Origin of the sequence: Shewanella sp. SR43-4 (genome assembly GCF_014163845.1) — a bacterium.
GTDB classification, from domain to species: Bacteria; Pseudomonadota; Gammaproteobacteria; order Enterobacterales; family Shewanellaceae; genus Shewanella; species Shewanella vesiculosa.
The window spans coordinates 202,409-224,407 of record NZ_JACJEB010000006.1 but is presented as its reverse complement, the minus strand read 5'-3'; the positions used below and the strand labels follow the sequence as shown (position 1 = coordinate 224,407).

The following is a 21,999-nucleotide window of genomic DNA, read 5'->3' as shown; positions in this document are numbered from 1 at the left end:
CCAGCAAAATTAAAGCTGAAGATTGTACTCTGTTTAACGACAATTATCATCGGCTAAAGTAGATTAATTGTGTTGATTCTTCATGTTATTGACTTAAATGCTCCAGAATATGATGCAACTAATCTTGTCGCTTATAATCACTTAAGTCGGCCCACTTTCTAACCCAAGGTGCCGCTAACCCATATTTTTCCTGCAGACTTTTCGCTTTTAAGCTAGCGCTCGTAGCCGTTTCAAAATCACCCAATAATATAATGTGACGTTGTTTGTAACTCATAACGTAAACCTGCGGCTCTTGCGCCAATTTCACTAATATAGGCATAAGTGAATCTTTGTCATTCACACTCGCAAGTTGCAGTGTAAACCCTTTAACTTTTAGGTTGGGAGTATTGTCTCGCTCAACGATATCATTCGGTTTATTGACCGGATTAACTTGTGCTTTGGGTAATTTCCCCTGAAAAGACAAGCCCGTTAATGATGAGTTGACCACCACCTCGGTATAATTATCAACAGGCACACCTTCAACAAGCTCAGTCGCATCTTTATCTTCAATTAGGCTATCTGTAATGACTGGCTCCTCTATAAGCAACTGTGCTTGCTCATTGGCGCTCGACTTAGTGAATACCAATTGCCTCTGAGCAAAATAAGCGGTTAATGTTTTATCGGCATAACTCATCACATATTTTGTTGCTTTGGCACGCAACCTTGATTGCTCAGCCGTTAATGTTGGCGATATCGATGTAGAAATTGCTGGAGGTAATTGACGACTAATACCCCACCACATTGCCACACTCGCTAATATGGCAAACAAGGCAATAAACATTTTCGCCGACCATGGCCAAGATGCTTTGCTGGTTTGCGGCTCTTCTAATGCTAACGCTAATAATTTAACCACTTCAGCTGGCGTGCCCTGCTGTTTTTCTAATTGTTTATGGATGATTTCACGGGGAATAAACGGCGTTTGCTGGCTACGAAGTAATAAACTCTGGTAAAGACCATCTCGCTCAGGTAGCGATAAAGGCTCGATCGTAACCGGGAGCAATCTAGCACGAATATCATCGGTTAAATCTGCCACTAAGGTATACCAAAAATCAGGGCTAACCGTTACTGTGACCGCTACAGGTTTACCAGCACAATGGATTTGACTCAGAAGAATGCATTCAGCCCAAATATCTTTAGGCAATAGATCGGCATCATCAATAATGATGTGTAATGGCTTTTTCAAACTTGATTGAATTCTAAGAACGGTATCCATTAAAGGACGTTCGTCATCAAATATGGGGGCAGAGATGAGTTGAACAAGAATTTTTCGACGAATTTCTGCACTATCGGCATGTTGAGGGCATATAATTAAAGCTGAATTGTAATCATCTAACTCACTGGCTAGTGCAGCTGTAAGCGTAGATTTACCTGAGCCATCAACGCCACAAACCACCGACATCTGTTCACTATAGCTAGCAATATGCTGTAAACGCTGAATAAGCGCTTCTTGAGTGGGGAGTAACAATAGTCCTGGAGTCGTCAATGATTCACCACACTATAATTGATATGTAGGAAGCATAACTTATTCGCAGCTAATAACCTGTTTTAACAAGTCTTCACCTACATCACTAAAGACGTCAGCTTGGCCTATACCTGTGGGTAATACTAAGCGAATCTTACCACCTAAAACTTTCTTATCACGGCGCATATGCTTAATAAACTGTTCAAAATCCATCGACTCGGGAGCCGTTATAGGCAAATCAAACGCTAGCATTAACTGACAAATACGTTCAACACTTAAATCATCTAATAGATTGAGTTTACATGCAGTTTTTGCCGCAAGAACGGTACCAGCAGCGACAGCCTCACCATGTAACCAAACTCCGTAGCCCATTTCGGCTTCGATAGCATGACCGAAGGTGTGCCCAAGATTTAATAACGCTCTGACACCTTGTTCAGTTTCATCTTGCGCGACAACATCAGCTTTAATCTGACAACATTTTGCAATGGCATAGTTAAGCGCATCAGTCTGGAGTGACTTTAATGGGTTAACATTTTCTTCCAGCCATAGAAAAAATTCTGCATCCCAAATAATACCGTACTTAATGACTTCTGCCATACCTGCTGCAAACTCATTTGCAGGTAATGTCTGTAAGCAAAGCGTATCGATAATCACAGATTTGGGTTGATAAAATGCGCCAATCATATTTTTCCCAAGAGGATGATTTACTGCCGTTTTACCACCGACAGAGGAATCAACTTGGGACAATAATGTTGTCGGCACTTGAATAAAATCAATACCACGCTGATAACATGCTGCCGCGAAACCAGTCATATCACCAACAACACCACCACCGAGAGCAACTAAGACTGAGTCTCGGGCAAAATTGTGCTCAAGTAGTTCAGTAAAAATATAATCTAGGTGCTGTAAATCTTTAAATTTTTCGCCATCAGGCAAAATAACCGTTTCAACACGCGCGCAAGCGCTCATCGCTTGTTGTATCTTTTGAAGATACAACGGAGCAATGGTGTCATTTGAAACAATTAAGGCTTTCTTGTTTGTTAGGTAGCGAGCAAATAGCTCGCTATCATTCATCAAATCCTGGCCAATATAAATGGGGTAACTTCTATCACCTAATTGAACCTGAATCTGTTGCATGTTGTTACCTAAAAGCCGAGTTGCTCGATAATTTGGTTTGCGACGATCTTCGCGCTTTGCTCATCCGTTTTAACGATAACATCCGCAATTTCCTCATATAAAGGATTACGAATTTCCGCTAAGCTTTCGAGCACTTCACGTGGATCATCTACTTGTAACAACGGGCGACGCTTATCACGCTGAGTACGCGCAACTTGCTTGTCGATAGTTGTCTCTAAGTAAACCACTATACCTCGAGCAGAAAGATAGTTGCGGATATCTTTACTCTGAACAGAACCACCACCTGTCGCGAGAACGATACCTTGCCTTTCTGAAAGATCACCAATGACTTGAGCTTCACGACGACGGAAACCCTCCTCACCTTCAACATCAAACACCCAGGCAATATCTGCACCGGTACGTTGTTCAATCTCGTGATCTGAATCGTGGAAATCTAAATGCAGCATTTGCGCCAGATGGCGACCAATTGTGCTTTTACCTGCGCCCATAGGGCCTACCAGAAAAATATTGCGTTTTTCAGCCATTTCGTATACGTCTGAATCTTATATGGAAGAATGCCTTATCGACTTAAACCTCAAGCCGACCTATAATTTAACCTTGCTCTATTGAGACTTGACGAAGGATTATCTCAGTTAAGGGCTACCGCTTGCAAGTCATCACAGCTATTTATAATGATTTTATTATAACCTCGAAGATAAAAACACCCTAAATAATGTAATGTTTACAGTTAAGTGTTTGTTAATACAAAGACTATAGTTTACTGCAGACAACATAATCTAATTAATATCATTCGCTATAAACTTTAAGAAAGTCACTATTATTGCCACCATAGGCAGTCATTTTACTCACTTGAGTGATATTTACCGCTAGTGTATTTATCCTACGTGGTAATTTGCTGCTCATAAACATGTGCCATAAAAAAACCAGCGCTTACGTCGCTGGCTTTTTATGCTCGTTATCGCTAAAGAAAACTATCGTTTATCAGCAACAATCTTAGGGGTAACGAAAATCAACAATTCTTGACGCTCGTTGGTGTCAGTTGAGTTTCTAAATAAGAAGCCTACTAACGGAATATCACCCAATACCGGCACTTTACTCACTCGGCTAATTAAGTTCTGTTGGTATATACCACCAAGCACAATGGTCTCACCATTATCAACCAGCACTTGGGTACCAATACGTTGAGTATCAATCGCAACAGCTTCACCAGTCGCGGTGGCAACCGTTGTTCCTTGAGAGTCTTGAGTAATTTCAAGATCAAGGATAACACGGTCATCTGGGGTAATTTGTGGGGTTACCCGAAGCGATAACACTGCCTTCTTAAAGGTAACCGTTGTTGCACCACTAGATGCTGACTCAACATAGGGAATTTCAACACCCTGCTCAATATACGCCGACTTTTGGTTAGACGTCGTAATACGTGGGCTGGCAATAATCTCGCCTTTGTTTTCTTGCTCTAATGCGCTTAACTCTAAATCAAGTACCGTACCGTCAGCCAATTTAGCAACATGAAAAGCAATACTGGTTGCAGAGCTTGCTGCTGCCGGTAAATTTACATTAAGACGATCATTAACACTTGGGATAATACCGTTAGCAATATCAGTGGCGCCATTAATGGTACCAGAGGTGCCTTTTGTGCCTTGCTGGTCGGTGATGCCCCAACGGATGCCTAAATCTTCAGACACATCGTCTTTCACTGTCACCATGCGGGCTTCAATCAATACTTGCTTAATAGGAATGTCTAATACATCTATTAATCGGTGTACGTTCTCTAAAATTTCCGCAGTGTCTTTTACCAATAGCGTATTTGTACGTTCATCAACGGCAACACTGCCGCGAGATGATAGTAGAGTGGAATCGGTAGTTTTAAGTAAATCCGCTATATCGACGGCTTTGGCATAGTTTATTTGTAAATATTCAGAATATAACGGGGCTAACTCTTTTACTTCTTGGCGATTTTTCAAGTCGTTACTTTCGCGAATAGCAAGCTCTTCACTTGGTGCAACCATTAAAATATTGCCTTCAATACGTTTATCCAAACCTTTAGTTTGTAAAATAAGGTCCAAGGCTTGATCCCAAGGCACGTCATCTAAACGTAAGGTAATTTCACCTTCTACGGTATCGCTAGTAACAAGGTTAAAGTTATTGTAATCAGCAATAATTTGTAAAACAGTACGGACTGAAATATTTTGGAAGTTAAGTGACAATGAGCGACCATTATATTTTTTGGCCTCTTTAGCAACCGAAACTCGTTCAACTTTATCAATGCTAACTTTAAACACATTACCGTCTTGGCGGTAGTTATAGTCATAGTTACCATCAACATCAACCAAGATACGGGCAGTAAGATCGTCTTTAAATGTTTCAAAACTATTCACTGGTGTGGCAAAATCTTGTACATCCATAACATAAAGCAAATCATTACCAATATCGGTGTTATAGAGTTTTATTTCGAGCTTTGAACCAACTTGTTCAACATTAGCGGCTACAGAACGATTGCTAAGATTAAATAATATTTCTCCGCCACCGGTTTTGTTGCGACGAAAATCAATACTACTAATACCGTTAACAAATGGATTATTAGCTTCTACTGGACCAGCGACATCATCATTAATCGTTAACCGATAACTATTACCAACAATTTTACCTTGGTACGGTTTTACTTTATTCATTGCAACAATGATCTGTAAATCGCCACCTTGTTGTTGTGTATTAATTTCTTTTACGCCAACAGTATTCACCGGAATATTGTTTTTAGTTAAATTAGAAATAGTATCAGAGAAATTCAACATGATTTCTGCTGGATCTGCCGATAAATCAACAGACGGTGACACTATTGATGATTCAAAAATCAACTCTAATTCTAATTGATGATCAACCATTGAATGGTATTTGACGTCCATAAGACGATTAGCAGCTATCGCACTGGGTATTAAACCCATTAATAATACTGCGCCTAAAAACGCTCTAAAAAATAATAACTTTGTTATTGCTTTTTTTATCGCGGCAGAAGATTCCATTATTCTCTCATCCTTCGCACGTTATTTTCCTGATAATTCTAAATTGCTGGATCTTTGTGACCAACAACCCGAACCATCAGGGATTAATTCTATAATTTCGATAAATTGCGGCGTTACTTTAGCAATTCGGCCATGATAAAGCCCTAAATACTCGCCTACACCCATGCGATAAACATTGGCATCGCTAGATTCGACTAAAGCCCAAATAGTTCCATCTTCGCTTAATGTTCCACGCATTCTTAAATTGTCTAATGCATAAGTTTCTAAACGACTTTTGCGACGTTTTAAGTCTGGTTGTAAACAATCTTTAGATGTATCAATCACCTCTTCTGTCAATTCCCTTGATGGTGGAACAAACGGGCTGCGCATCAACTCAGCTTGATATGCAAAATGTTCAAACTTTGGTGTTTGCTTCAAAGGCGGTATACGGGCGACGTGTTGTGCCTTTGTAGTAGTAACAAATAGCTCTAAATCGCTGCGATCGCCAATACAACCACTCAATAAAAACACCATTGATAAGAATAAAGGCAAAAATTTCATTATTTCTGTCCCTTATTGGCCTGTTGCGTTAATTCTGCCCCTTCTTTAAAGCGATACGTTTTAGCGAGAATATCCATTGATAAACCACCACTATCGTTCTGCTTTATAATAAAGTCGTGCAGACTGACAATTCGAGGTAATTTTGCAACCCCGCTCACCATATTACCTATTTTATGATAATCACCTTCCACTGACATCTTAATTGGGAATTCAATATAAAAATCACGTTCGATTTCATCATCCCAATCTAGGCTATTAATTCTAAGGCCAGCATCAGTAGCAACAAACGTTAAATCATCTAATAAACCAGGCATCTCATTTTCAGAAGGCAACATTTTAAGCAATTCGGCAAACTGCACTTCCATCACGTCTAATTGCTCACGGTACAGTTTAAGATTAGCTGCTAAACGATATTTAGTTTCAAAATCTTCACGTAATTGAATTTCTTTTTGCTGTTCAGCTTCCATCTCATTGATCGAGTCGGAAATAAACAAGTAATAACTGCCACCAATAACACATAGAGACAAGAAACCAGCAAATACAATTTTTACCAGCTTAGGCCAACCACCAATGTTTTCAAAATCGATATCGTTAAATTGATCTAGGTCGAGATTCATTTTCTCGCTCCTTGGTTCGGATCAACATTCGCTTCTTGTGAATCATCACGAATAGTGACACGTAATTTAAAACGTTGTAACTGCCTTAACTCTTCATTTTGGGTCACAATCGATTGCATACTCGGATCGTTCAGATAAGCAGAAGTTTTAACCTTTCTCATCATATTAGCGACGTTATTGTTCGATTCACTTCGTCCCTCAATTAATAACACGCTACCTTTCTTCTCTATACTTGAAAGATAAATACCAGGCGGAACAATTCGAACTAATTCATCTAAAACATGGGTCGGTAAATTACGCGATTGTTGTAAATTGAGAATAATCTCAGTGCGACGTTCTATGTCTTTTTTACGTTCGGTAATTTTTCTAATTTCGGCAATCTGGGTATCAAGCAAACTAATTTCCGATTCCAAATAGGCATTGCGTTGACGTTGATCATCAGTGACCACCTCCAAAAAACCCAAAAATAAATAAACGACTAATGAAGTCACTAAAAAGACTAATGCTAAAATACCGATGAAGTCGCGTTTTTGCTTCTCTCTTGCTTCTTCACGCCAAGGTAATAAGTTTATGTTCGCCATTGAGCATAACTCCTTAACGCAAGACCACATGCCACCATATATTTACTCATATTAGGTTGAAGCTGACTCTTCATCACATCATCTGCATGCAAACAGCCTTGGAAGGGGTCAGCAAGAATAGTATGAGTACCTAACTCGTTGGTAAGTAATTCAACCATTCCTTCTAACTTAGCTGTACCACCACATAAAACGATGTAGTCAACTTTTTCACGGCCACTGGCAGTACAGTATATCTGTAAGGTTCGTTTAATTTGTTGTAATAATTGCGTCTGAAAAGGTGATAGAACTTCGAACATATAATTACGGGGTAATTGCCCTGTTATCTTAGCTCGTTCAGCCTCATCATGGGGCATTCCATAAAATGACAAAATTGATTGAGTAAATAACTCACCACCAAAAGCTTGTTCACGTATGAAAGTAGTATCACCATTTTCAACCACTGAGAATGTGGTCATATTGGCACCGATATCAACCATGGCGATTGATTTATCTTTAGCACCATCAGGTAACTGGCCATAAATTAATTCTGCAGAACGTCCTAGGGCATAGGCTTCCACATCGACAACTTTTACATCTAGCTCGACTGCATCTAGTGCATCTACTCGTGAATCAATGTTTTCGGTGCGACATGCACTCAGTAGCACATTCACTTTCGTTGGATCGGTAATGTTAGGATTAAGTCTTTCAAAATCAATACTGACTTCATCGAGCGAATAAGGAATAAGATTGTCAGCTTCAATCTCAATTTGAGCTTCCATTTCCTCTTCATTCAACGCAGCATCCATATAAATGACCTTAGTCATTACAGCAGATCCTGAAACAGCAACAGCAGCAAATTTGAGGGATTTAGGTAATCCCCGTCGAATTTGTCTTAATGATTCAAGTACCGCTTCAGAATCACGAATATCATGATCAACTACAGCTCCTTTTCTAACAGGAACCGCCGCATGGTTTTGAATTTTATATCCATCCGCAGTCTTGCTCAACAATATGGCTTTGATTTCATGAGATCCAATATCGATCCCGACCATTTGAGGTGCTTGACGCTTCCATAATTTTGAAATCATAGTCCGTCATCACAATTGTATTTTTATTTTCTAAGAGATTAGCACATAATCAACTCGTTATAAGTATTTGTATAAAATGTTTCAACATTTTACAAATACTATTTAGTTATTTCATGTTTTACTTCACCAAAAACCCTCACGCTTATATACTAACGTCACTATTTGTAATTTTTCTGGAATTCTAGAGTGAAGTGGTTTAAACGTTTATTAATTGCATTTTTTAGCCTATCACTACTTGGCATTGCTGCTATAGCTGCCGCTTATTTTTATGTGCTACCCGATTTACCCGATGTTAATTCGCTAAAGACGGTTCAATTACAAACTCCGCTGCGTATTTATAGCCGCGATGGCAAACTGATTTCTCAGTTTGGTGAAAAACGTCGTATACCTGTTGAGTATGAAGAGGTCCCGACTCAGTTAATTAATGCCGTGCTCGATACCGAAGATGCGCGCTTTTTTGAACATAATGGCATTGATCCAATTGGTATTATTCGTGCGGCGGTCATTTTGATAACGACGGGTAAGAAAAGTCAAGGTGCCAGTACGATAACCCAGCAAGTTGCCCGAGGTTTTTTCTTATCGAATGAGAAAACGTACATTCGTAAAGTAAAAGAAATATTTCTAGCGCTAAAAATTGAAAAAGCACTCACTAAGAAAGAAATCTTAGCTCTTTATTTAAATCGCTCATTTTTAGGTAACCGTGCCTATGGCGTAGGTGCTGCAGCGCAAGTTTATTATGGTAAAGAACTTAACCAACTGACGTTACCAGAGATGGCAATGATTGCCGGTTTACCACAAGCACCATCAGCAGCAAATCCTATTAGAAATACCGAACGGGCAATATCTCGTCGAAATTGGGTTCTAAGCCGCATGCTCGAGAAACGTAATATCACTCAAGCAGAATATCAAGAGGCCATCAATAGCGCTTCTACCGCGAAATATCATGGCGCTGAAATTGACTTATATGCTCCATATGTTTCGGAAATGGCACGTGATTACATGATCCAGAAGTACGGTGAAGAAGCCGCCTATACCAATGGATATAATGTCTACACCACCATATCTTCAGATCTACAATTAATGGCTCAGGAGTCATTAAGAGATAATGTTTTTGCTTACGACCAACGCCATGGTTACCGAGGCCCTGTCACTGAATTATGGACTGATACACCACTAAGCAACGATGAGATTGTGGCGATTTTAAAGCGCACGTCTTCGGTACAGGGCATTATGCCAGCAGCTGTGCTAAGCGTAAAAGACCAACAAGCACAAGTGATTGATGAAAAAGGCGAACTGCTGACTCTTGAATGGAATGGCTTAAAATGGGCGCGTAAGTTTATTAGCGATAAACGTCAGAGCTTACCACCGAAACTTGCAAGCGATATATTAACCGCCGGCCAACAAGTCTGGATCCGTCACAATGGTAAGCATTGGCAATTATCACAAATTCCTCAGGTATCGAGTGCAACCGTCTCGCTTGAACCTCATGACGGAGCAATTAAAACGCTTGTAGGCGGATTTAGCTTTAGCCAGAGTCAATTCAATCGAGTGACTCAAGCTAAGCGTCAATTAGGCTCTAATATTAAGCCTTTTATTTATGCCGCTGCTTTAGAAAAAGATTACACCTTGGCTACGCTTATCAATAACGCACCAATTAACAAACCCGATACCCGCCAAGGTACTGCATGGCGACCAAAGAACTCACCTGATATCTACGGCGGGCCAACACGCTTACGTGTGGGTTTAGCTCAGTCGATTAACGTTATGTCAGTTAGAGCAATGCGACATACCGGTTTAGACGACACCATAAAAGAGCTGATAAAGTTCGGATTCGACCCAAGTGATTTACCACGCAATGAATCGTTAGCTTTAGGTTCTGCATCGGTAACACCATTACAAGTTGCTACTGCATTTAATACTTTCGCTAATGGTGGCTACTTAGTTGAGCCTTACTTTATCGATCATGTCACCGATGCATACGACAACATGGTTGAACAAACCATTCCAACTATTGCATGCAGTAAACCAGAACCATCTATAACAGGGCCAACAGAGCTTACTGATATTGATGACCCATTTACTGTGATGGCAACAGAGTTAGATGAAGATAATGTCAGCTCAATCACCGCAGAGCAAAATGTATGTACTAATCCACAAGCTCATTTTGCCAAAAGAGTTATCTCTGAACAGACAGCATTTTTGATTACTGAAGCTTTAAAAAGCGTGATTTGGGGTGGCGGTGACTGGAGCCATGGAACGGGGTGGAATGGTACGGCTTGGCGAGCATCAAAATTAATTAAACGTCATGATATTGCGGGTAAAACAGGAACAACTAACGAATCTCGTGATACTTGGTTCAGTGGTTTTAATCCTACACTAACCGCAACCTTCTGGGTTGGTTTTGATGATCATGGTCGTCAATTAGGCCGTTCAAGCTGGATGGCTAATGGCGATCCAGATCAAATATCCGGTGCTGAAGCAGGAGCAAAAACTGCCGGTCCTGGTTGGAATGACTATATGAATAAAGCCCTATCTGGCACCCCAGAAGCGCCCGTCATTCCACCTAAAGGGATTGTATCTGCGCGTATTGATTTAGCCACGGGTAAATTGACTCGAAAAACAGACTATACGACAGAGTTTGAGTACTTTGTTGAAGGCACTGAACCTAAAGAATATGTCACTGAAACTCAGCAAAGTGGAGATATCTTTATCGACAATGTTGCTGAAGATTTATTCCAATAATATCGATTTACATTAGCTAATAAAAAAGCCATTCAACTGAATGGCTTTTTTATAACAGATGATATGACATTACAATGTAGCTAACCTGCTACTGATGTGTTCGGTATCAATAGTTGATGTAGCTCAGTTAAATTTCGTACCTGATAACTGGGAACAATATTATCGCTTATAGGTTGGTCATGATGATTTAACCAACATGTGTCGATACCCGCATTGATCCCCCCTAAAATATCTGAGTGTAGGTTATCACCGACCATCAGCACTTGGTGCTTCTGCGGCTCTCCCATTAAGCTGAACGCATGCTGAAAAATAGCTACATCAGGTTTTGCTTTACCCAGTTGTTCAGAAATTACCACTGGATTAAATGCATCTTGGAAACCGGTACGACTCAAACGGATATTTTGTAATTCGGTAAAGCCATTAGTAATAATGCCTAAATTGACCTTACCCGACAATGAATCAACTAATTCACGAGCTCCCGGTAAAGGGAGACAAATATCAGCCATAGCACTTAAAAACTGACTATTTAAATGCTGTGGTGTTACGGATAATTTAGCAGCCCAATGAGTAAATCGAGTGTGTTGCAAATGTGCTGCGCTGATTAAACCGTTCTGATACTCGACCCATAACGGTTTATTAACCTGCTGGTAAACAGAAAAATCTTCTGCACTAAAATCAATATCAAAGCGCGAAAACATTAATTTTAATCCAGCAAATGCATCGAAATGAAATAGTGTTTCATCTGCATCAAATAAAATCCATTTATATTTATTGAGCATATTTGACATCAATTAAATCCTTATTTTAAAAACGCTAACCTAACTAAGTTTGAATAATAAAAGTTATCGAGCAGAGCTTTGGTCTACTATTGGTATTGGCTAGCAATGGGCAATATAACGAGATGATTCTTACGATACTGGCTAAGCGCTAAATAAAGACATTAACCTAGTTTCTTGCTGCAGTAGACTTTGATAAATGGTTAACTGATTGATGGCACGATCAAGATTATGGTTTTCATATTTAATCCCAAAATAAACGTCACCATTTAAATAATCAGTTAAAAAACGAACACCAAGCATTAATGGCATCACTTTGGTTCCTAGCCACAAACTACGCTTTTCAAGCGGAGTAATAATACCAACAAGAGAAGCAATATAAGAGTTGGCAGCGGCGATAATAATTTCAGGACGCGCGTAAACATTGGCTAAATTAGTCGAATCTTCCGCCTCAGGTGAGCAAAATGCACGAACCATATCGCCAAAGTCATACATTAAATATCCTGTCATACAGGTATCTAAATCAATAATAGCTAAACTAGACATGTCTCGACTATCAAACAACATATTATTGATTTTAGTATCATTATGGCAAACCCTGATCGGTAAATCGGTTTCATATTGCAACAATGTTGTCACTAAATCAGTTTGAGCCAAACAAAAATCGACCCATTTTTTACACTGCGCTAATCGCTCATGACTATCGTTAATCTCAGCACTATGCAATTGAGCCATACGTTGAGGTAAATTTAAAAAATTGGGGATCACATCGATAATATCAGTGGGGGTTAAGTTACTCAGTGCCGCAGCAAAATGCCCAAACGCCTCGGCCGCTAACTTAGCTTGCTCGGGCGTATCAACTACTTCAATTGTATCGCTATGGGGCAAATAATCTATTGCCCGCCAAAATCCTTGCTCAGCTAAATCTACGTAAAGCGCGCCAGAAACGGTAGCGATTGGACTCACCACTTGCAAGGGATATTGTTGCTGTTGCCGCTTAGCCAATAAATGCTGACTAATGTTAGCGGCATTTTGAATCATAACCCTAGGATCAGTAAATATTTGAGTATTAATCCGCTGCAACACCATCGTTTTAGCTTGATCTCGCACCAAAAAAGTCTGATTTATATGGCCATTACCCAGTGGATGAATGGAGCTGTGCTCGGTACTAAAACCAAACTGAGGTAACACATTGCTACGGATAAAATTAACCAATCAACACTCCAACACTAATATCACCAAAACCTAAGGTAACCAATACATCACTTTGGTCCGGTTTCTCTCTGTAATCGTTACTGACTCAGTATCATTTCAAATTGAGGGTTTTGCATCAAGGTTGCTTGACTGCCCTTTAAGTTAAATTCATAGCCACACAACTTAAAGCTGCCTCTGAGCGCGACATCATTGACAATGGCATCTTTGTCTAATGGTGTAAATCTAGCCTCACTGGCACCATCATTAAGTAAATCAACGGTGATAGGTCGATAGCGACTACCGTCATTAAACTCAAGATTAGCGCAGGTTTTATCACCCGTTGCTGTCGCTAAACGCCACATATTTTGCGCAGCGCCGCTATCTCCTAACCAGCGCACAATCAAGATTTCACCCTCTAACGCCAGCCAAAATCCGTCTGGTAGTTTTACCATCTCTCGAGTGCCAGCTTGTTGTTGATGACTTATGCCATCAAGGTGTGCGGCTTGTTCGGTTTCGTCGCTAGAAAAAACATTGACCAATGCAAAGACCAAATACACGACTAAACAGATAGCCAAGATAAGCGCAGTAATTTTACCAATTAAAATAAGCTTTTGCTGGTGTAATTTGGCCACATTAAGCCAAGATTTTGCTAGCTCGGTAATCGACCCAGATTGTAATGCATCTTGATCGACATAAAGCGGTTGATTATTACGCACTGACGCTGTGGAAAATGAGCTAGTGTATTGGTCATCTATTGCAGCATCTGCATCGAGGGCCGTGTTATCTTGCTCAATATCAGCCTGTGGTAAAACATCATCAATAGTCTGATTGCTCTGGGTTTCGCCAGAATATGGCTCAGATGATGTACTAAAGTTCACGTCATTATCAGTTAACTCTACGGCTGAAAATGTACTCTCTGGCGTTGCCTGAACAGGCATAGCCTGCCCTTTCATAACTGGCTCTTGTCTGTGATAAACCGAACCTATATTGGATACTGGCGCCATATTTGGTCCATTATATCCTTGTACATAATTAATGATATTTCTAGGCGGTAAAAATGCCAAATAGCCACCACAGGCTAAGCCGAATAAAAATACGCCAGCTGACGCGCCCAAAGGCGCCATAAAGTAAGTCAATATGCCAAAAGCCAATACAGGTATGACACAAATCATCGCTAACTTAGCCGATTTATTGGCATCATTTAAGCGACGAAGTGCAGCCAAACCAACAATAGGCATAACCGCCAGCGTCACAATCACATTAATTACACTCGTCGGAAATACGATAGCAGCAACGGTTAACAACAAAAATGCAGCGAATATAATTGCCATTAACCTTAAGCCTGTGTCACGACCATCTCGGCACAGTAGGGTTTTTACAGACATCAATCATTCCTATTCATTTACGAAAAAATCAAAAAAAACAGCTAGGTACATAACAGAATTTATCGGTAATTATACACAGTGATGGCAAGGTGATTAGATTGTTTTCACCATCAAAACTGACAACCACTATCAATAGCGCAAAGCCTACAGAATTTATCTTATAAAGCCAGACCCAACCTAGGTTTTACATAACTTTTTTATTCATTAACCTGTCTGTTGCTTGTCGCCCATTTATCGCAACAAGGCACAGTAGCAATCGCTATGATTGCGCTAGCATAACCTTACAGTTAACGAGTATAATATTAAGCTTTCTTAATGAATAATCGGATGAGAAACCCTATTTATGAGCACTCGTGGAAATCTTTTTATTGTGTCAGCCCCCAGTGGCGCAGGTAAATCATCACTTATATCAGCACTATTAAAAGATACACCATCTGATAAACAGGTTTCAGTGTCACACACGACCCGTAAACCTCGCCCTGGCGAAGTCGATGGCCAACATTATCATTTTGTCACTGTTGAGCAATTTAAAGCATTAATTGACCAAAACGCCTTTATTGAATGGGCTGAAGTCTTTGGCAATTTTTATGGCACCTCCAAAACCGTCATTGAACACACTTTGGCTAATGGTATCGACGTCTTTCTAGATATCGACTGGCAAGGTGGTGAACAAGTTAAAAAACTAATGCCATATGCGATTGGGGTATTTATTTTACCGCCATCGAAAACTGAACTAGAGCGTCGTTTAACTGGTCGAGGCCAAGACAGCCAACAAGTGATTGATTCACGCATGGCACAAGCGGTTTCTGAAATGTCACATTACGCACAATATGAATTTGTGATTGTAAATAATGATTTTGATGACGCCCTAACCGATTTAAACGCCATTATTCGCAGCCAAAGACTAACCTGTGCTAGTCAGCAGCATACCCACAATGATATGCTTATTGATCTCTTGGCAGACTAATTGTCATAGTGTACAATTTTGCGTCATTTTTCCCCATAGATAACACTGGAGTTTCAACACATGGCTCGCGTAACTGTAGAAGACGCCGTAAATAAAATCGGCAACCGTTTTGATATGATCCTGGTTGCAGCGCGTCGTGCACGCCAAATCGCCGTCCAAGGTAAAGAACCTATGGTTGATGAGATGAATGATAAACCAACGGTTGTCGCATTACGTGAAATCGAATTAGGTTTAGTCACCTCAAACACTTTAGATGCTGATGAGCGCCAAACTGTTCGTGAACGTGAAGCAGCTGAAATTGCCGCTGTAGCAGCCATAGCAGAAGGCCGCGTTTTATAAGGAGTAGCGCCACTTGTATCTGTTTGAAGGTCTAAAAGAGTCAGCATCCAGCTATCTAGAGCCGGATCAAGTAGAATTACTCAAGCAGGCCTATTTGGTTGCGCGTGATGCCCACGAAGGGCAAATGCGCACAAGTGGCGAGCCTTATATCACCCATCCCGTTGCGGTTAGCCGCATCTTGGCAGACATGCGCCTCGATCATGAGTCGCTTATGGCTGCCTTGCTTCATGACACCATTGAAGATACACCGGTAACCAAAGAAGAACTCACTGAGTTATTTGGTGCTGATGTTGCCGAACTGGTTGAAGGTGTTTCCAAGCTTGATAAAATCAAGTTTCGTGACAGAAAAGAAGCCCAAGCAGAAAACTTCCGTAAAATGATGATGGCAATGACTCAAGATATTCGAGTTATCCTCATCAAATTGGCCGACCGCACCCACAATATGCGCACATTAGGCGCTCTTCGCCCTGATAAGCGTCGTCGTATTGCTCGCGAAACGTTAGAAATATATGCTCCAATTGCTAATCGATTAGGTATTCATAATATTAAAATCGAACTTGAAGATCTCGGTTTTCAAGCCTATTACCCTATGCGACACAGAGTGATCCGCGATGTCGTAAAAGCAGCTCGTGGTAATCGTAAAGAACTGATTAACAGTATTGAAGTGGCTATTGAAACACGCCTTGAAGAAGCTGGAATTCCCACTAAAGTCAAAGGCCGTGAGAAAAACCTCTATTCAATCTATCGAAAGATGCGCAGTAAAGAACTTCAATTTCAAGAGGTTATGGATATATATGCGTTCCGTGTTATCGTCGACTCTATTGATACCTGCTATCGCGTATTAGGTGCTATGCACGGATTATACAAGCCGCGCCCTGGACGTTTTAAAGATTATATCGCCATTCCAAAAGCCAACGGTTACCAATCACTGCACACCTCGTTATTTGGCCCCCATGCGGTGCCTGTTGAAGTACAAATTCGTACCGAAGAAATGGATCAAATGGCCGACAAAGGTGTCGCTGCGCATTGGATGTACAAAAACAATACCGATGCGGCTCAACAAAGCACTTCTCAAGTTCGCGCTCATAAATGGATGCAAAGTTTGCTGGAATTACAGCAAAGTGCTAGCAGCTCATTTGAATTTGTTGAAAACGTTAAAACTGAGTTATTCCCTGAAGAAATCTACGTATTTACTCCAGAAGGTCGTATATTAGAATTACCAGTCAATGCCACGGCGGTCGATTTTGCCTACGAAGTGCATACTGATGTGGGCAATACCTGTGTTGGCGCACGCGTTAATCGTCAAGCATACCCGCTGAGCCAACCATTAATTTCAGGGCAAACCGTTGAAATTATTACCGCCAAAGGTGCCCGCCCTAATGCTGCATGGCTAAATTTTGTGGTAACGGGTAAAGCCCGAGGTAAAATCCGTCAGGTATTAAAGAGTCTTAAAGGCGATAATGCTATCGCATTAGGCAAACGTTTATTAAACCATGCCTTGGGTGATACCAAGCTGGAAACTATTCCCGCTGAATTACTTGAGAAAGTGATCAAAGAAACCAAACATACATCATTAGACTCGCTGCTAGCAGATATTGGCTTAGGCAATGCCATGAGTATTGTGATTGCCCAGCGCTTGGTTGGTGAGCAGTTTGATTCTCAAGAAATCAATAAAGAACGACCACAAATGCCAATTCGCGGTGCCGAAGGTATGTTGGTCACTTACGCCAATTGCTGCCGCCCAATCCCTGGCGATGCGGTCATTGCTCATGTAAGCCCAGGCAAAGGTCTGGTAGTGCACATGGAAAGCTGCGCCAATATTCGCGGCTATCAAGGCGAGCCAGATAAGTACATTTCAGTACACTGGGACAACGTAGAAGGGGTTGAATACCAAGCTAACTTACGCGTTGAAATTGTAAACCACCAAGGTGCTTTGGCAAAAATCACTTCGATCATTGCTTCTGCTGGTTCTAACATTCACAACCTCAGCACAGAAGAACGTGATGGCCGTGTATATCTGATTAATTTACGTATTTCAGTTAAAGATCGCGTTCATCTTGCAAACGTTATGCGCAGGATCCGTGTTTTACCTGAAGTCTTACGCACTTCGCGTAACCGCTAATGATTTCATGAGTGGTTTAGTTAACCTCTCATGAATATTCATATTTTAAGTTATTACTCAGTTATAGTCGCGGAAAATACTCTTTGTTCTTCCTCAATATAATCAGTTAACGACACCATCTGCATCACCCGTTGCTGGGTTTGATTGGCCGCCTTGCGCCACTTTTTATGCTTATCAGAGCGATCAATCTGGTGGTTAAAACGTACCACTAAATAATGGCCTTCATCTAAACCTAAACAATACATATCTGTCCGACTGCGTGAACGAGGATTTACTAATTGATAAAACACCCATTCGGTACCATTTACTTGTACCGTAGTAGCATCTGGAATTTTGGGGTAACCGCCGTTGTTTATAGCAGCTTCTAATTGAATAGCCATTACCTCATCTGAAAGAGTGGTATGTTTACTCATTTCTTGCCTTATTCTAGTGTTGCTACCTCGAGCTTTCTCACCAGGCTCAGGGTGATTATAATATTCATCATATTCTTGATTGAGCCATGTACCAAGCGCCTGATTATCAAGCGTATTAACGCCATCAGGGGTCTTCTTTATTCTAAACACGGTGCTGAGCATGCCGTATTCACTGCTGGGGAAAATACCAATAATGGGTAAATACATCCAAACCCGAGTATAGATATGCACATAAGTTTCATGGGTGTGAGTTTTTTGCTTCGTATTAAACCAATGCCTATTTCTATAAGGATAATTAACCTCTTTGGGTAACTGTCGAGCAACTATATTACTGATAGGAATAGTTATTTTTAACAGTTTGTCTTCTAAAATAAACCGCTCAGTGACGAGCTGAGTAAAATCAGCGCCACCAACAAAGCCTTGCCACAAGCTCTTCAATAAACCCATTACGCCGTTTCTTGCCTAGATGAAGTTTGCAGAGCTGACGAAGTATCATTGGATAGTCGCGATTGTGGCTCATCTGCAACATAATCAGTTAATGACACCATCTCCATCACCCGTTGTTGGGTTTGATTTGCCGCCTTGCGCCATTTTTTGTGCTTATCAGATCGGTCAACACGATGACTAAAACGCACCACTAAATAATGACCTTCATCTAAACCTAAACAATACATATCTGTCCGACTGCGTGAACGAGGATTTACTAATTGATAAAACACCCATTCGGTACCATTTATTCGTACCGTTCTAGCATCAGGAATAGACGGGTAACCACTACCACTGATACAAGCCTCCAGTTGCTCAGCCATTACCTCATCGGATAATGTCGTATGTTTACTCATTTTCGCTCTTAAATAAGTATTTCGCCCCTGCATTTTATCTCCAACTTCAGGGTGATTATAATATTCATCATATTCTTGATTAAGCCATGAACCAAGCGCCTGATTATCCAGCGCATTAATACCATCAGGGGGTTTTTTTATTCTAAACACACTGCTGAGCATACCGTATTCACTGCAGGGCTGAATGCCAATAATAGGTAAATACATCCACAACTCAGTATAAATATGTACATAGGTTTCGTGGGTGTGAGTTTCTTGTTTATGACTAAACCAGTAGTTGCTTCTATAAGGATAATTAACTTCTTTTGGGGGCTCTACCGTGGCAATATTGCTGACTGGCATAGTTATTTTTAACAGTTTATCTTCTAAAATAAACCGCTCAGTGACGAGCTGAGTAAAATCAGCACCACCAACAAAGCCTTGCCACAAGCTCTTCAATAAACCCATTATGCCGTTTCTTGCCCAGATGAAGTTTGCAGAGCTGACGAAGTATCATTGGATAGTCGCGATTGTGGCTCATCTGCAACATAATCAGTTAATGACACCATCTCCATCACTCGTTGTTGAGTTTTATCAGCAGCCTTGCGCCACTTTTTATGCTTATCAGAACGGTCAACACGATGACTAAAACGCACCACTAAATAATGACCTTCATCTAAACCTAAACAATACATGTCTTTTCTGCTTCTTGAACGGGGGTTGACCAGTTGATAAAATACCCATTCAGTATTATTAATTTGTACCGTGATTGCATCTGGAATCGGTGGATAACCACTGCCACTAATATAAGCCTCCAGTTGCTCCGTCATCACCTCATCTGATAGCGTTGTATGTCTACTCATTTCAGCTCTTAACTCGGTATTGCAACCTCGAGCTTTATCTCCAGGAATAGGGTCATTATAATATTCATCATATTCTTGTATCACCCAAACTCCTAGAGCCTCATTATCCAGCGCATTAACGCCATCAGGGGTTTTTTTTATTCTAAATGTGCAGCCCTGCATACCATATTCACTACTAGGGAAAATACCGATAATAGGTAAGTACATCCACAACTCAGTATAGATATGCACATAAGTTTCATGGGTGTGAGTTTTTTGTTTCTGACCAAACCAATAGTTGCTTCTATAAGGATAATTAACTTCTTTTGGGGGCTCTTCCGTGGCAATATTACTGACTGGCATAGTTATTTTTAACAATTTGTCTTCTAAAATAAACCGCTCAGTGACGAGCTGAGTAAAATCAGCACCACCAACAAACCCTTGCCACAATGTTTTTAGTAATTTCTTCATAATGTTTTTTGTTTTTTTTGTGCTTCTTGCATTAATTGCTCAGCTTTCTGAATATATTTTTTAACTTCTTTTGCGCGAACTTTTGAACCTAACGTCGATAATTGGGCATAATAAGTTTTTACCCCCAAAAAAGGCAGTGTATGTGGACTTACACCCGTAGAACTAAACATTATTGAGGGAAAAAATTTAATTGAACGAGCAAAACTACTGGCAGAGAGATCATTTTTACCGGCAAGATTAGGCACGGGATCGAATGGATTATTACGTGGTTCATGGGTTTTTAACCCCACCAATTTAGCCGCTTGCTGCAAGTCAGCCACATTAGCACCACTGCCATGAATAGCTAATTCTTGACTAGTTAATAAGCCTTGATAATGAACTCGATAATAGCGTAATGCCGATAAGAAAATAATTGCCCCTTGGCTGTGGGCGACCCATTTGACCTTTTTACCCAACTGCTGGTTTTGCTTCAATACTGCCGCCAAGTGCTGGGCATTATGCGAAGCATTACTTTGACTTTTATCAAATGCACACTCAATAAGATCGCGCACAACTTTATCACTAGGATTATGAAATAAAGTATAAGCTTGAATTGCATCACTTTGATAGGCAGTATCTAAATGGGTGCCCATTAACCACTGCGCTTTAGTAAACTCATTTAACATACCATTGACTGCTGCATGGGCAGTATTCACTTGCGTAGCAGGTTTAGTACGACCCCATTCATCTACAAGATTCTCAATTTCATCTTTGCTTTTTACCCCATCATACTTAGCCCCAGCACCAATTCTTTCAACCTGATACAACATGGTGCGTTCATCTGTATGGCGATCTCTCTCACCAAATAATTGCTTATCAAAATAAATATCGGTTACCTCAACTTGGCTATTAGCGGCAATTTTATAATCAATAAAGTAATGATAATTACGAAATGGAATATCAGAGCGGCGCATATGCCTAAAGGGATTACGGCTTTGTTTAACTGACGAGGCTGCTGTTGGGTGCAGGCTGATAAATTGAATTTCTTTAATCACCTGCTGTTGGTCATAATCATTAAGGCTTTGCAGCATAACAAATGCTTGATAGGAAAATTCAACTTTTTGGTAATTAAAGTCAACCGGTAATCGAAGTCCATGCTCTAATGCTGTTTGATGGTCTAAACCCATTAAACTATGAGGTGAACTCGGTTGTAGTGCATTTTTATTTGCGCCGCTGTTTTTCCATGTCATGCTAATCATCCCTGATATATAAATTATGTATCATAAAATGGATTGTCGATTTTATATATAGCTACAAATAACTGGTTTTATTATGGTAAGTAATACTTGATGATAATGAGATAATAATAAGCTCATATATACCCATTTAGGTCAGACGTTATTCGTAGCATTGAAACTGTTTAAGGAGGCTTGCTCAAATAGCGCTAAGCCGATACATTGACTATTAATTTTTACCAACCAACAC

The 21,999-nt window shown here is 40.4% G+C and carries 19 protein-coding genes; 4 read left to right on the top strand and 15 right to left on the bottom strand.

Going from position 1 to position 21,999, the window contains the following annotated elements; translation table 11 throughout:
• Window positions 1-118 precede the first annotated feature (118 nt).
• The 8 genes from H5123_RS09100 to H5123_RS09065 all read right to left on the bottom strand — a co-directional run bounded on the left by H5123_RS09100 (window position 119) and on the right by H5123_RS09065 (window position 8,463).
• Complete coding sequence (locus H5123_RS09100) at window positions 119-1,522, bottom strand: ATP-binding protein (protein WP_182697758.1); 1,404 nt, start codon at window positions 1,520-1,522, stop codon at window positions 119-121.
• 39 nt (window positions 1,523-1,561) lie between these two features.
• Window positions 1,562-2,638: a 3-dehydroquinate synthase gene (gene aroB, locus H5123_RS09095; protein WP_124017494.1), complete on the bottom strand. Its 1,077-nt coding sequence runs from the start codon at window positions 2,636-2,638 to the stop codon at window positions 1,562-1,564.
• Window positions 2,639-2,646: 8 nt separating this feature from the next.
• Window positions 2,647-3,162: a shikimate kinase AroK gene (aroK, locus tag H5123_RS09090; RefSeq protein WP_011635865.1), complete on the bottom strand. Its 516-nt coding sequence runs from the start codon at window positions 3,160-3,162 to the stop codon at window positions 2,647-2,649.
• A 447-nt stretch (window positions 3,163-3,609) separates the two neighbouring features.
• On the bottom strand, window positions 3,610-5,658 hold the full coding sequence (gene pilQ, locus H5123_RS09085) for a type IV pilus secretin PilQ family protein (protein ID WP_124017493.1): 2,049 nt from the start codon (window positions 5,656-5,658) through the stop codon (window positions 3,610-3,612).
• A 21-nt stretch (window positions 5,659-5,679) separates the two neighbouring features.
• Window positions 5,680-6,198: a pilus assembly protein PilP gene (locus H5123_RS09080; RefSeq protein WP_182697757.1), complete on the bottom strand. Its 519-nt coding sequence runs from the start codon at window positions 6,196-6,198 to the stop codon at window positions 5,680-5,682.
• Complete coding sequence (locus H5123_RS09075; RefSeq protein WP_124017491.1) at window positions 6,198-6,815, bottom strand: type 4a pilus biogenesis protein PilO; 618 nt, start codon at window positions 6,813-6,815, stop codon at window positions 6,198-6,200. The genes H5123_RS09080 and H5123_RS09075 overlap by 1 nt, the downstream gene beginning before the upstream one ends.
• Window positions 6,812-7,396, bottom strand: coding sequence for a PilN domain-containing protein (locus tag H5123_RS09070; protein ID WP_124017490.1), 585 nt, complete (start codon window positions 7,394-7,396; stop codon window positions 6,812-6,814). The genes H5123_RS09075 and H5123_RS09070 overlap by 4 nt, the downstream gene beginning before the upstream one ends.
• Window positions 7,384-8,463: a pilus assembly protein PilM gene (locus H5123_RS09065; RefSeq protein WP_124017489.1), complete on the bottom strand. Its 1,080-nt coding sequence runs from the start codon at window positions 8,461-8,463 to the stop codon at window positions 7,384-7,386. The genes H5123_RS09070 and H5123_RS09065 overlap by 13 nt, the downstream gene beginning before the upstream one ends.
• Before the next feature lie 186 nt (window positions 8,464-8,649).
• Here H5123_RS09065 and H5123_RS09060 point away from each other — a divergent pair, with 186 nt between their 5' ends.
• Window positions 8,650-11,205 carry a penicillin-binding protein 1A gene (locus H5123_RS09060; RefSeq protein ID WP_182697756.1) on the top strand — a complete coding sequence of 852 codons (2,556 nt, stop codon included), beginning with the start codon at window positions 8,650-8,652 and terminating at the stop codon, window positions 11,203-11,205.
• Window positions 11,206-11,285: 80 nt separating this feature from the next.
• Here the strand turns inward: H5123_RS09060 and yjjG are convergent, their stop codons facing one another.
• The 3 genes from yjjG to H5123_RS09045 form a co-directional block, all read right to left on the bottom strand.
• A complete protein-coding gene (yjjG, locus tag H5123_RS09055; RefSeq protein WP_182697755.1) occupies window positions 11,286-11,993 on the bottom strand; it encodes a pyrimidine 5'-nucleotidase in 708 nt (235 codons plus the stop codon).
• Between the two features lie 132 nt (window positions 11,994-12,125).
• On the bottom strand, window positions 12,126-13,196 hold the full coding sequence (locus H5123_RS09050) for a phosphotransferase enzyme family protein (protein WP_182697754.1): 1,071 nt from the start codon (window positions 13,194-13,196) through the stop codon (window positions 12,126-12,128).
• Between the two features lie 77 nt (window positions 13,197-13,273).
• The gene (locus H5123_RS09045; protein WP_182697753.1) at window positions 13,274-14,560 is read right to left on the bottom strand and encodes a DUF805 domain-containing protein; all 1,287 of its coding nucleotides are present in this window, start codon (window positions 14,558-14,560) and stop codon (window positions 13,274-13,276) included.
• Between the two features lie 343 nt (window positions 14,561-14,903).
• On the opposite strand from H5123_RS09045, the gene gmk reads away from it, so the two are divergent.
• Genes gmk through spoT form a run of 3 tightly spaced genes read left to right on the top strand, consistent with a single transcriptional unit; the run spans window position 14,904 to window position 17,988 of the window.
• The gene (gene gmk / locus H5123_RS09040) at window positions 14,904-15,527 is read left to right on the top strand and encodes a guanylate kinase (RefSeq protein ID WP_124017484.1); all 624 of its coding nucleotides are present in this window, start codon (window positions 14,904-14,906) and stop codon (window positions 15,525-15,527) included.
• Window positions 15,528-15,587: 60 nt separating this feature from the next.
• A complete protein-coding gene (gene rpoZ / locus H5123_RS09035; protein WP_011635854.1) occupies window positions 15,588-15,866 on the top strand; it encodes a DNA-directed RNA polymerase subunit omega in 279 nt (92 codons plus the stop codon).
• Window positions 15,867-15,879: 13 nt separating this feature from the next.
• Window positions 15,880-17,988 carry a bifunctional GTP diphosphokinase/guanosine-3',5'-bis pyrophosphate 3'-pyrophosphohydrolase gene (gene spoT / locus H5123_RS09030; protein WP_182697752.1) on the top strand — a complete coding sequence of 703 codons (2,109 nt, stop codon included), beginning with the start codon at window positions 15,880-15,882 and terminating at the stop codon, window positions 17,986-17,988.
• A gap of 53 nt (window positions 17,989-18,041) precedes the next feature.
• On the opposite strand, the gene H5123_RS09025 is transcribed toward spoT, so the two are convergent.
• From H5123_RS09025 to H5123_RS09010, 4 genes are read right to left on the bottom strand one after another with little or no spacing between them, the layout of a single operon-like run.
• Window positions 18,042-18,848: a hypothetical protein gene (locus H5123_RS09025; RefSeq protein ID WP_182697751.1), complete on the bottom strand. Its 807-nt coding sequence runs from the start codon at window positions 18,846-18,848 to the stop codon at window positions 18,042-18,044.
• A complete protein-coding gene (locus H5123_RS09020; protein WP_182697750.1) occupies window positions 18,848-19,690 on the bottom strand; it encodes a hypothetical protein in 843 nt (280 codons plus the stop codon). Before H5123_RS09020 ends, H5123_RS09025 begins: the two co-directional genes overlap by 1 nt.
• A complete protein-coding gene (locus tag H5123_RS09015) occupies window positions 19,690-20,535 on the bottom strand; it encodes a hypothetical protein (protein WP_182697749.1) in 846 nt (281 codons plus the stop codon). The genes H5123_RS09020 and H5123_RS09015 overlap by 1 nt, the downstream gene beginning before the upstream one ends.
• Window positions 20,532-21,764, bottom strand: coding sequence for a hypothetical protein (locus H5123_RS09010; protein WP_220487589.1), 1,233 nt, complete (start codon window positions 21,762-21,764; stop codon window positions 20,532-20,534). Before H5123_RS09010 ends, H5123_RS09015 begins: the two co-directional genes overlap by 4 nt.
• Window positions 21,765-21,999: the final 235 nt, after the last annotated feature.

Coding starts and splice junctions, on each gene's coding strand:
- H5123_RS09020 (WP_182697750.1), bottom strand. CDS start 19,690: ATGGGTTTATTGAAGAGCTTGTGGCAAGGCTTTGTTGGTGGTGCTGAT.
- H5123_RS09010 (WP_220487589.1), bottom strand. CDS start 21,764: ATGACATGGAAAAACAGCGGCGCAAATAAAAATGCACTACAACCGAGT.
- H5123_RS09065 (WP_124017489.1), bottom strand. CDS start 8,463: ATGATTTCAAAATTATGGAAGCGTCAAGCACCTCAAATGGTCGGGATC.
- pilQ (WP_124017493.1), bottom strand. CDS start 5,658: ATGGAATCTTCTGCCGCGATAAAAAAAGCAATAACAAAGTTATTATTT.
- H5123_RS09015 (WP_182697749.1), bottom strand. CDS start 20,535: ATGAAGAAATTACTAAAAACATTGTGGCAAGGGTTTGTTGGTGGTGCT.
- rpoZ (WP_011635854.1), top strand. CDS start 15,588: ATGGCTCGCGTAACTGTAGAAGACGCCGTAAATAAAATCGGCAACCGT.
- H5123_RS09025 (WP_182697751.1), bottom strand. CDS start 18,848: ATGGGTTTATTGAAGAGCTTGTGGCAAGGCTTTGTTGGTGGCGCTGAT.
- yjjG (WP_182697755.1), bottom strand. CDS start 11,993: ATGTCAAATATGCTCAATAAATATAAATGGATTTTATTTGATGCAGAT.
- H5123_RS09075 (WP_124017491.1), bottom strand. CDS start 6,815: ATGAATCTCGACCTAGATCAATTTAACGATATCGATTTTGAAAACATT.
- H5123_RS09045 (WP_182697753.1), bottom strand. CDS start 14,560: ATGTCTGTAAAAACCCTACTGTGCCGAGATGGTCGTGACACAGGCTTA.
- H5123_RS09080 (WP_182697757.1), bottom strand. CDS start 6,198: ATGAAATTTTTGCCTTTATTCTTATCAATGGTGTTTTTATTGAGTGGT.
- aroB (WP_124017494.1), bottom strand. CDS start 2,638: ATGCAACAGATTCAGGTTCAATTAGGTGATAGAAGTTACCCCATTTAT.
- aroK (WP_011635865.1), bottom strand. CDS start 3,162: ATGGCTGAAAAACGCAATATTTTTCTGGTAGGCCCTATGGGCGCAGGT.
- gmk (WP_124017484.1), top strand. CDS start 14,904: ATGAGCACTCGTGGAAATCTTTTTATTGTGTCAGCCCCCAGTGGCGCA.
- H5123_RS09070 (WP_124017490.1), bottom strand. CDS start 7,396: ATGGCGAACATAAACTTATTACCTTGGCGTGAAGAAGCAAGAGAGAAG.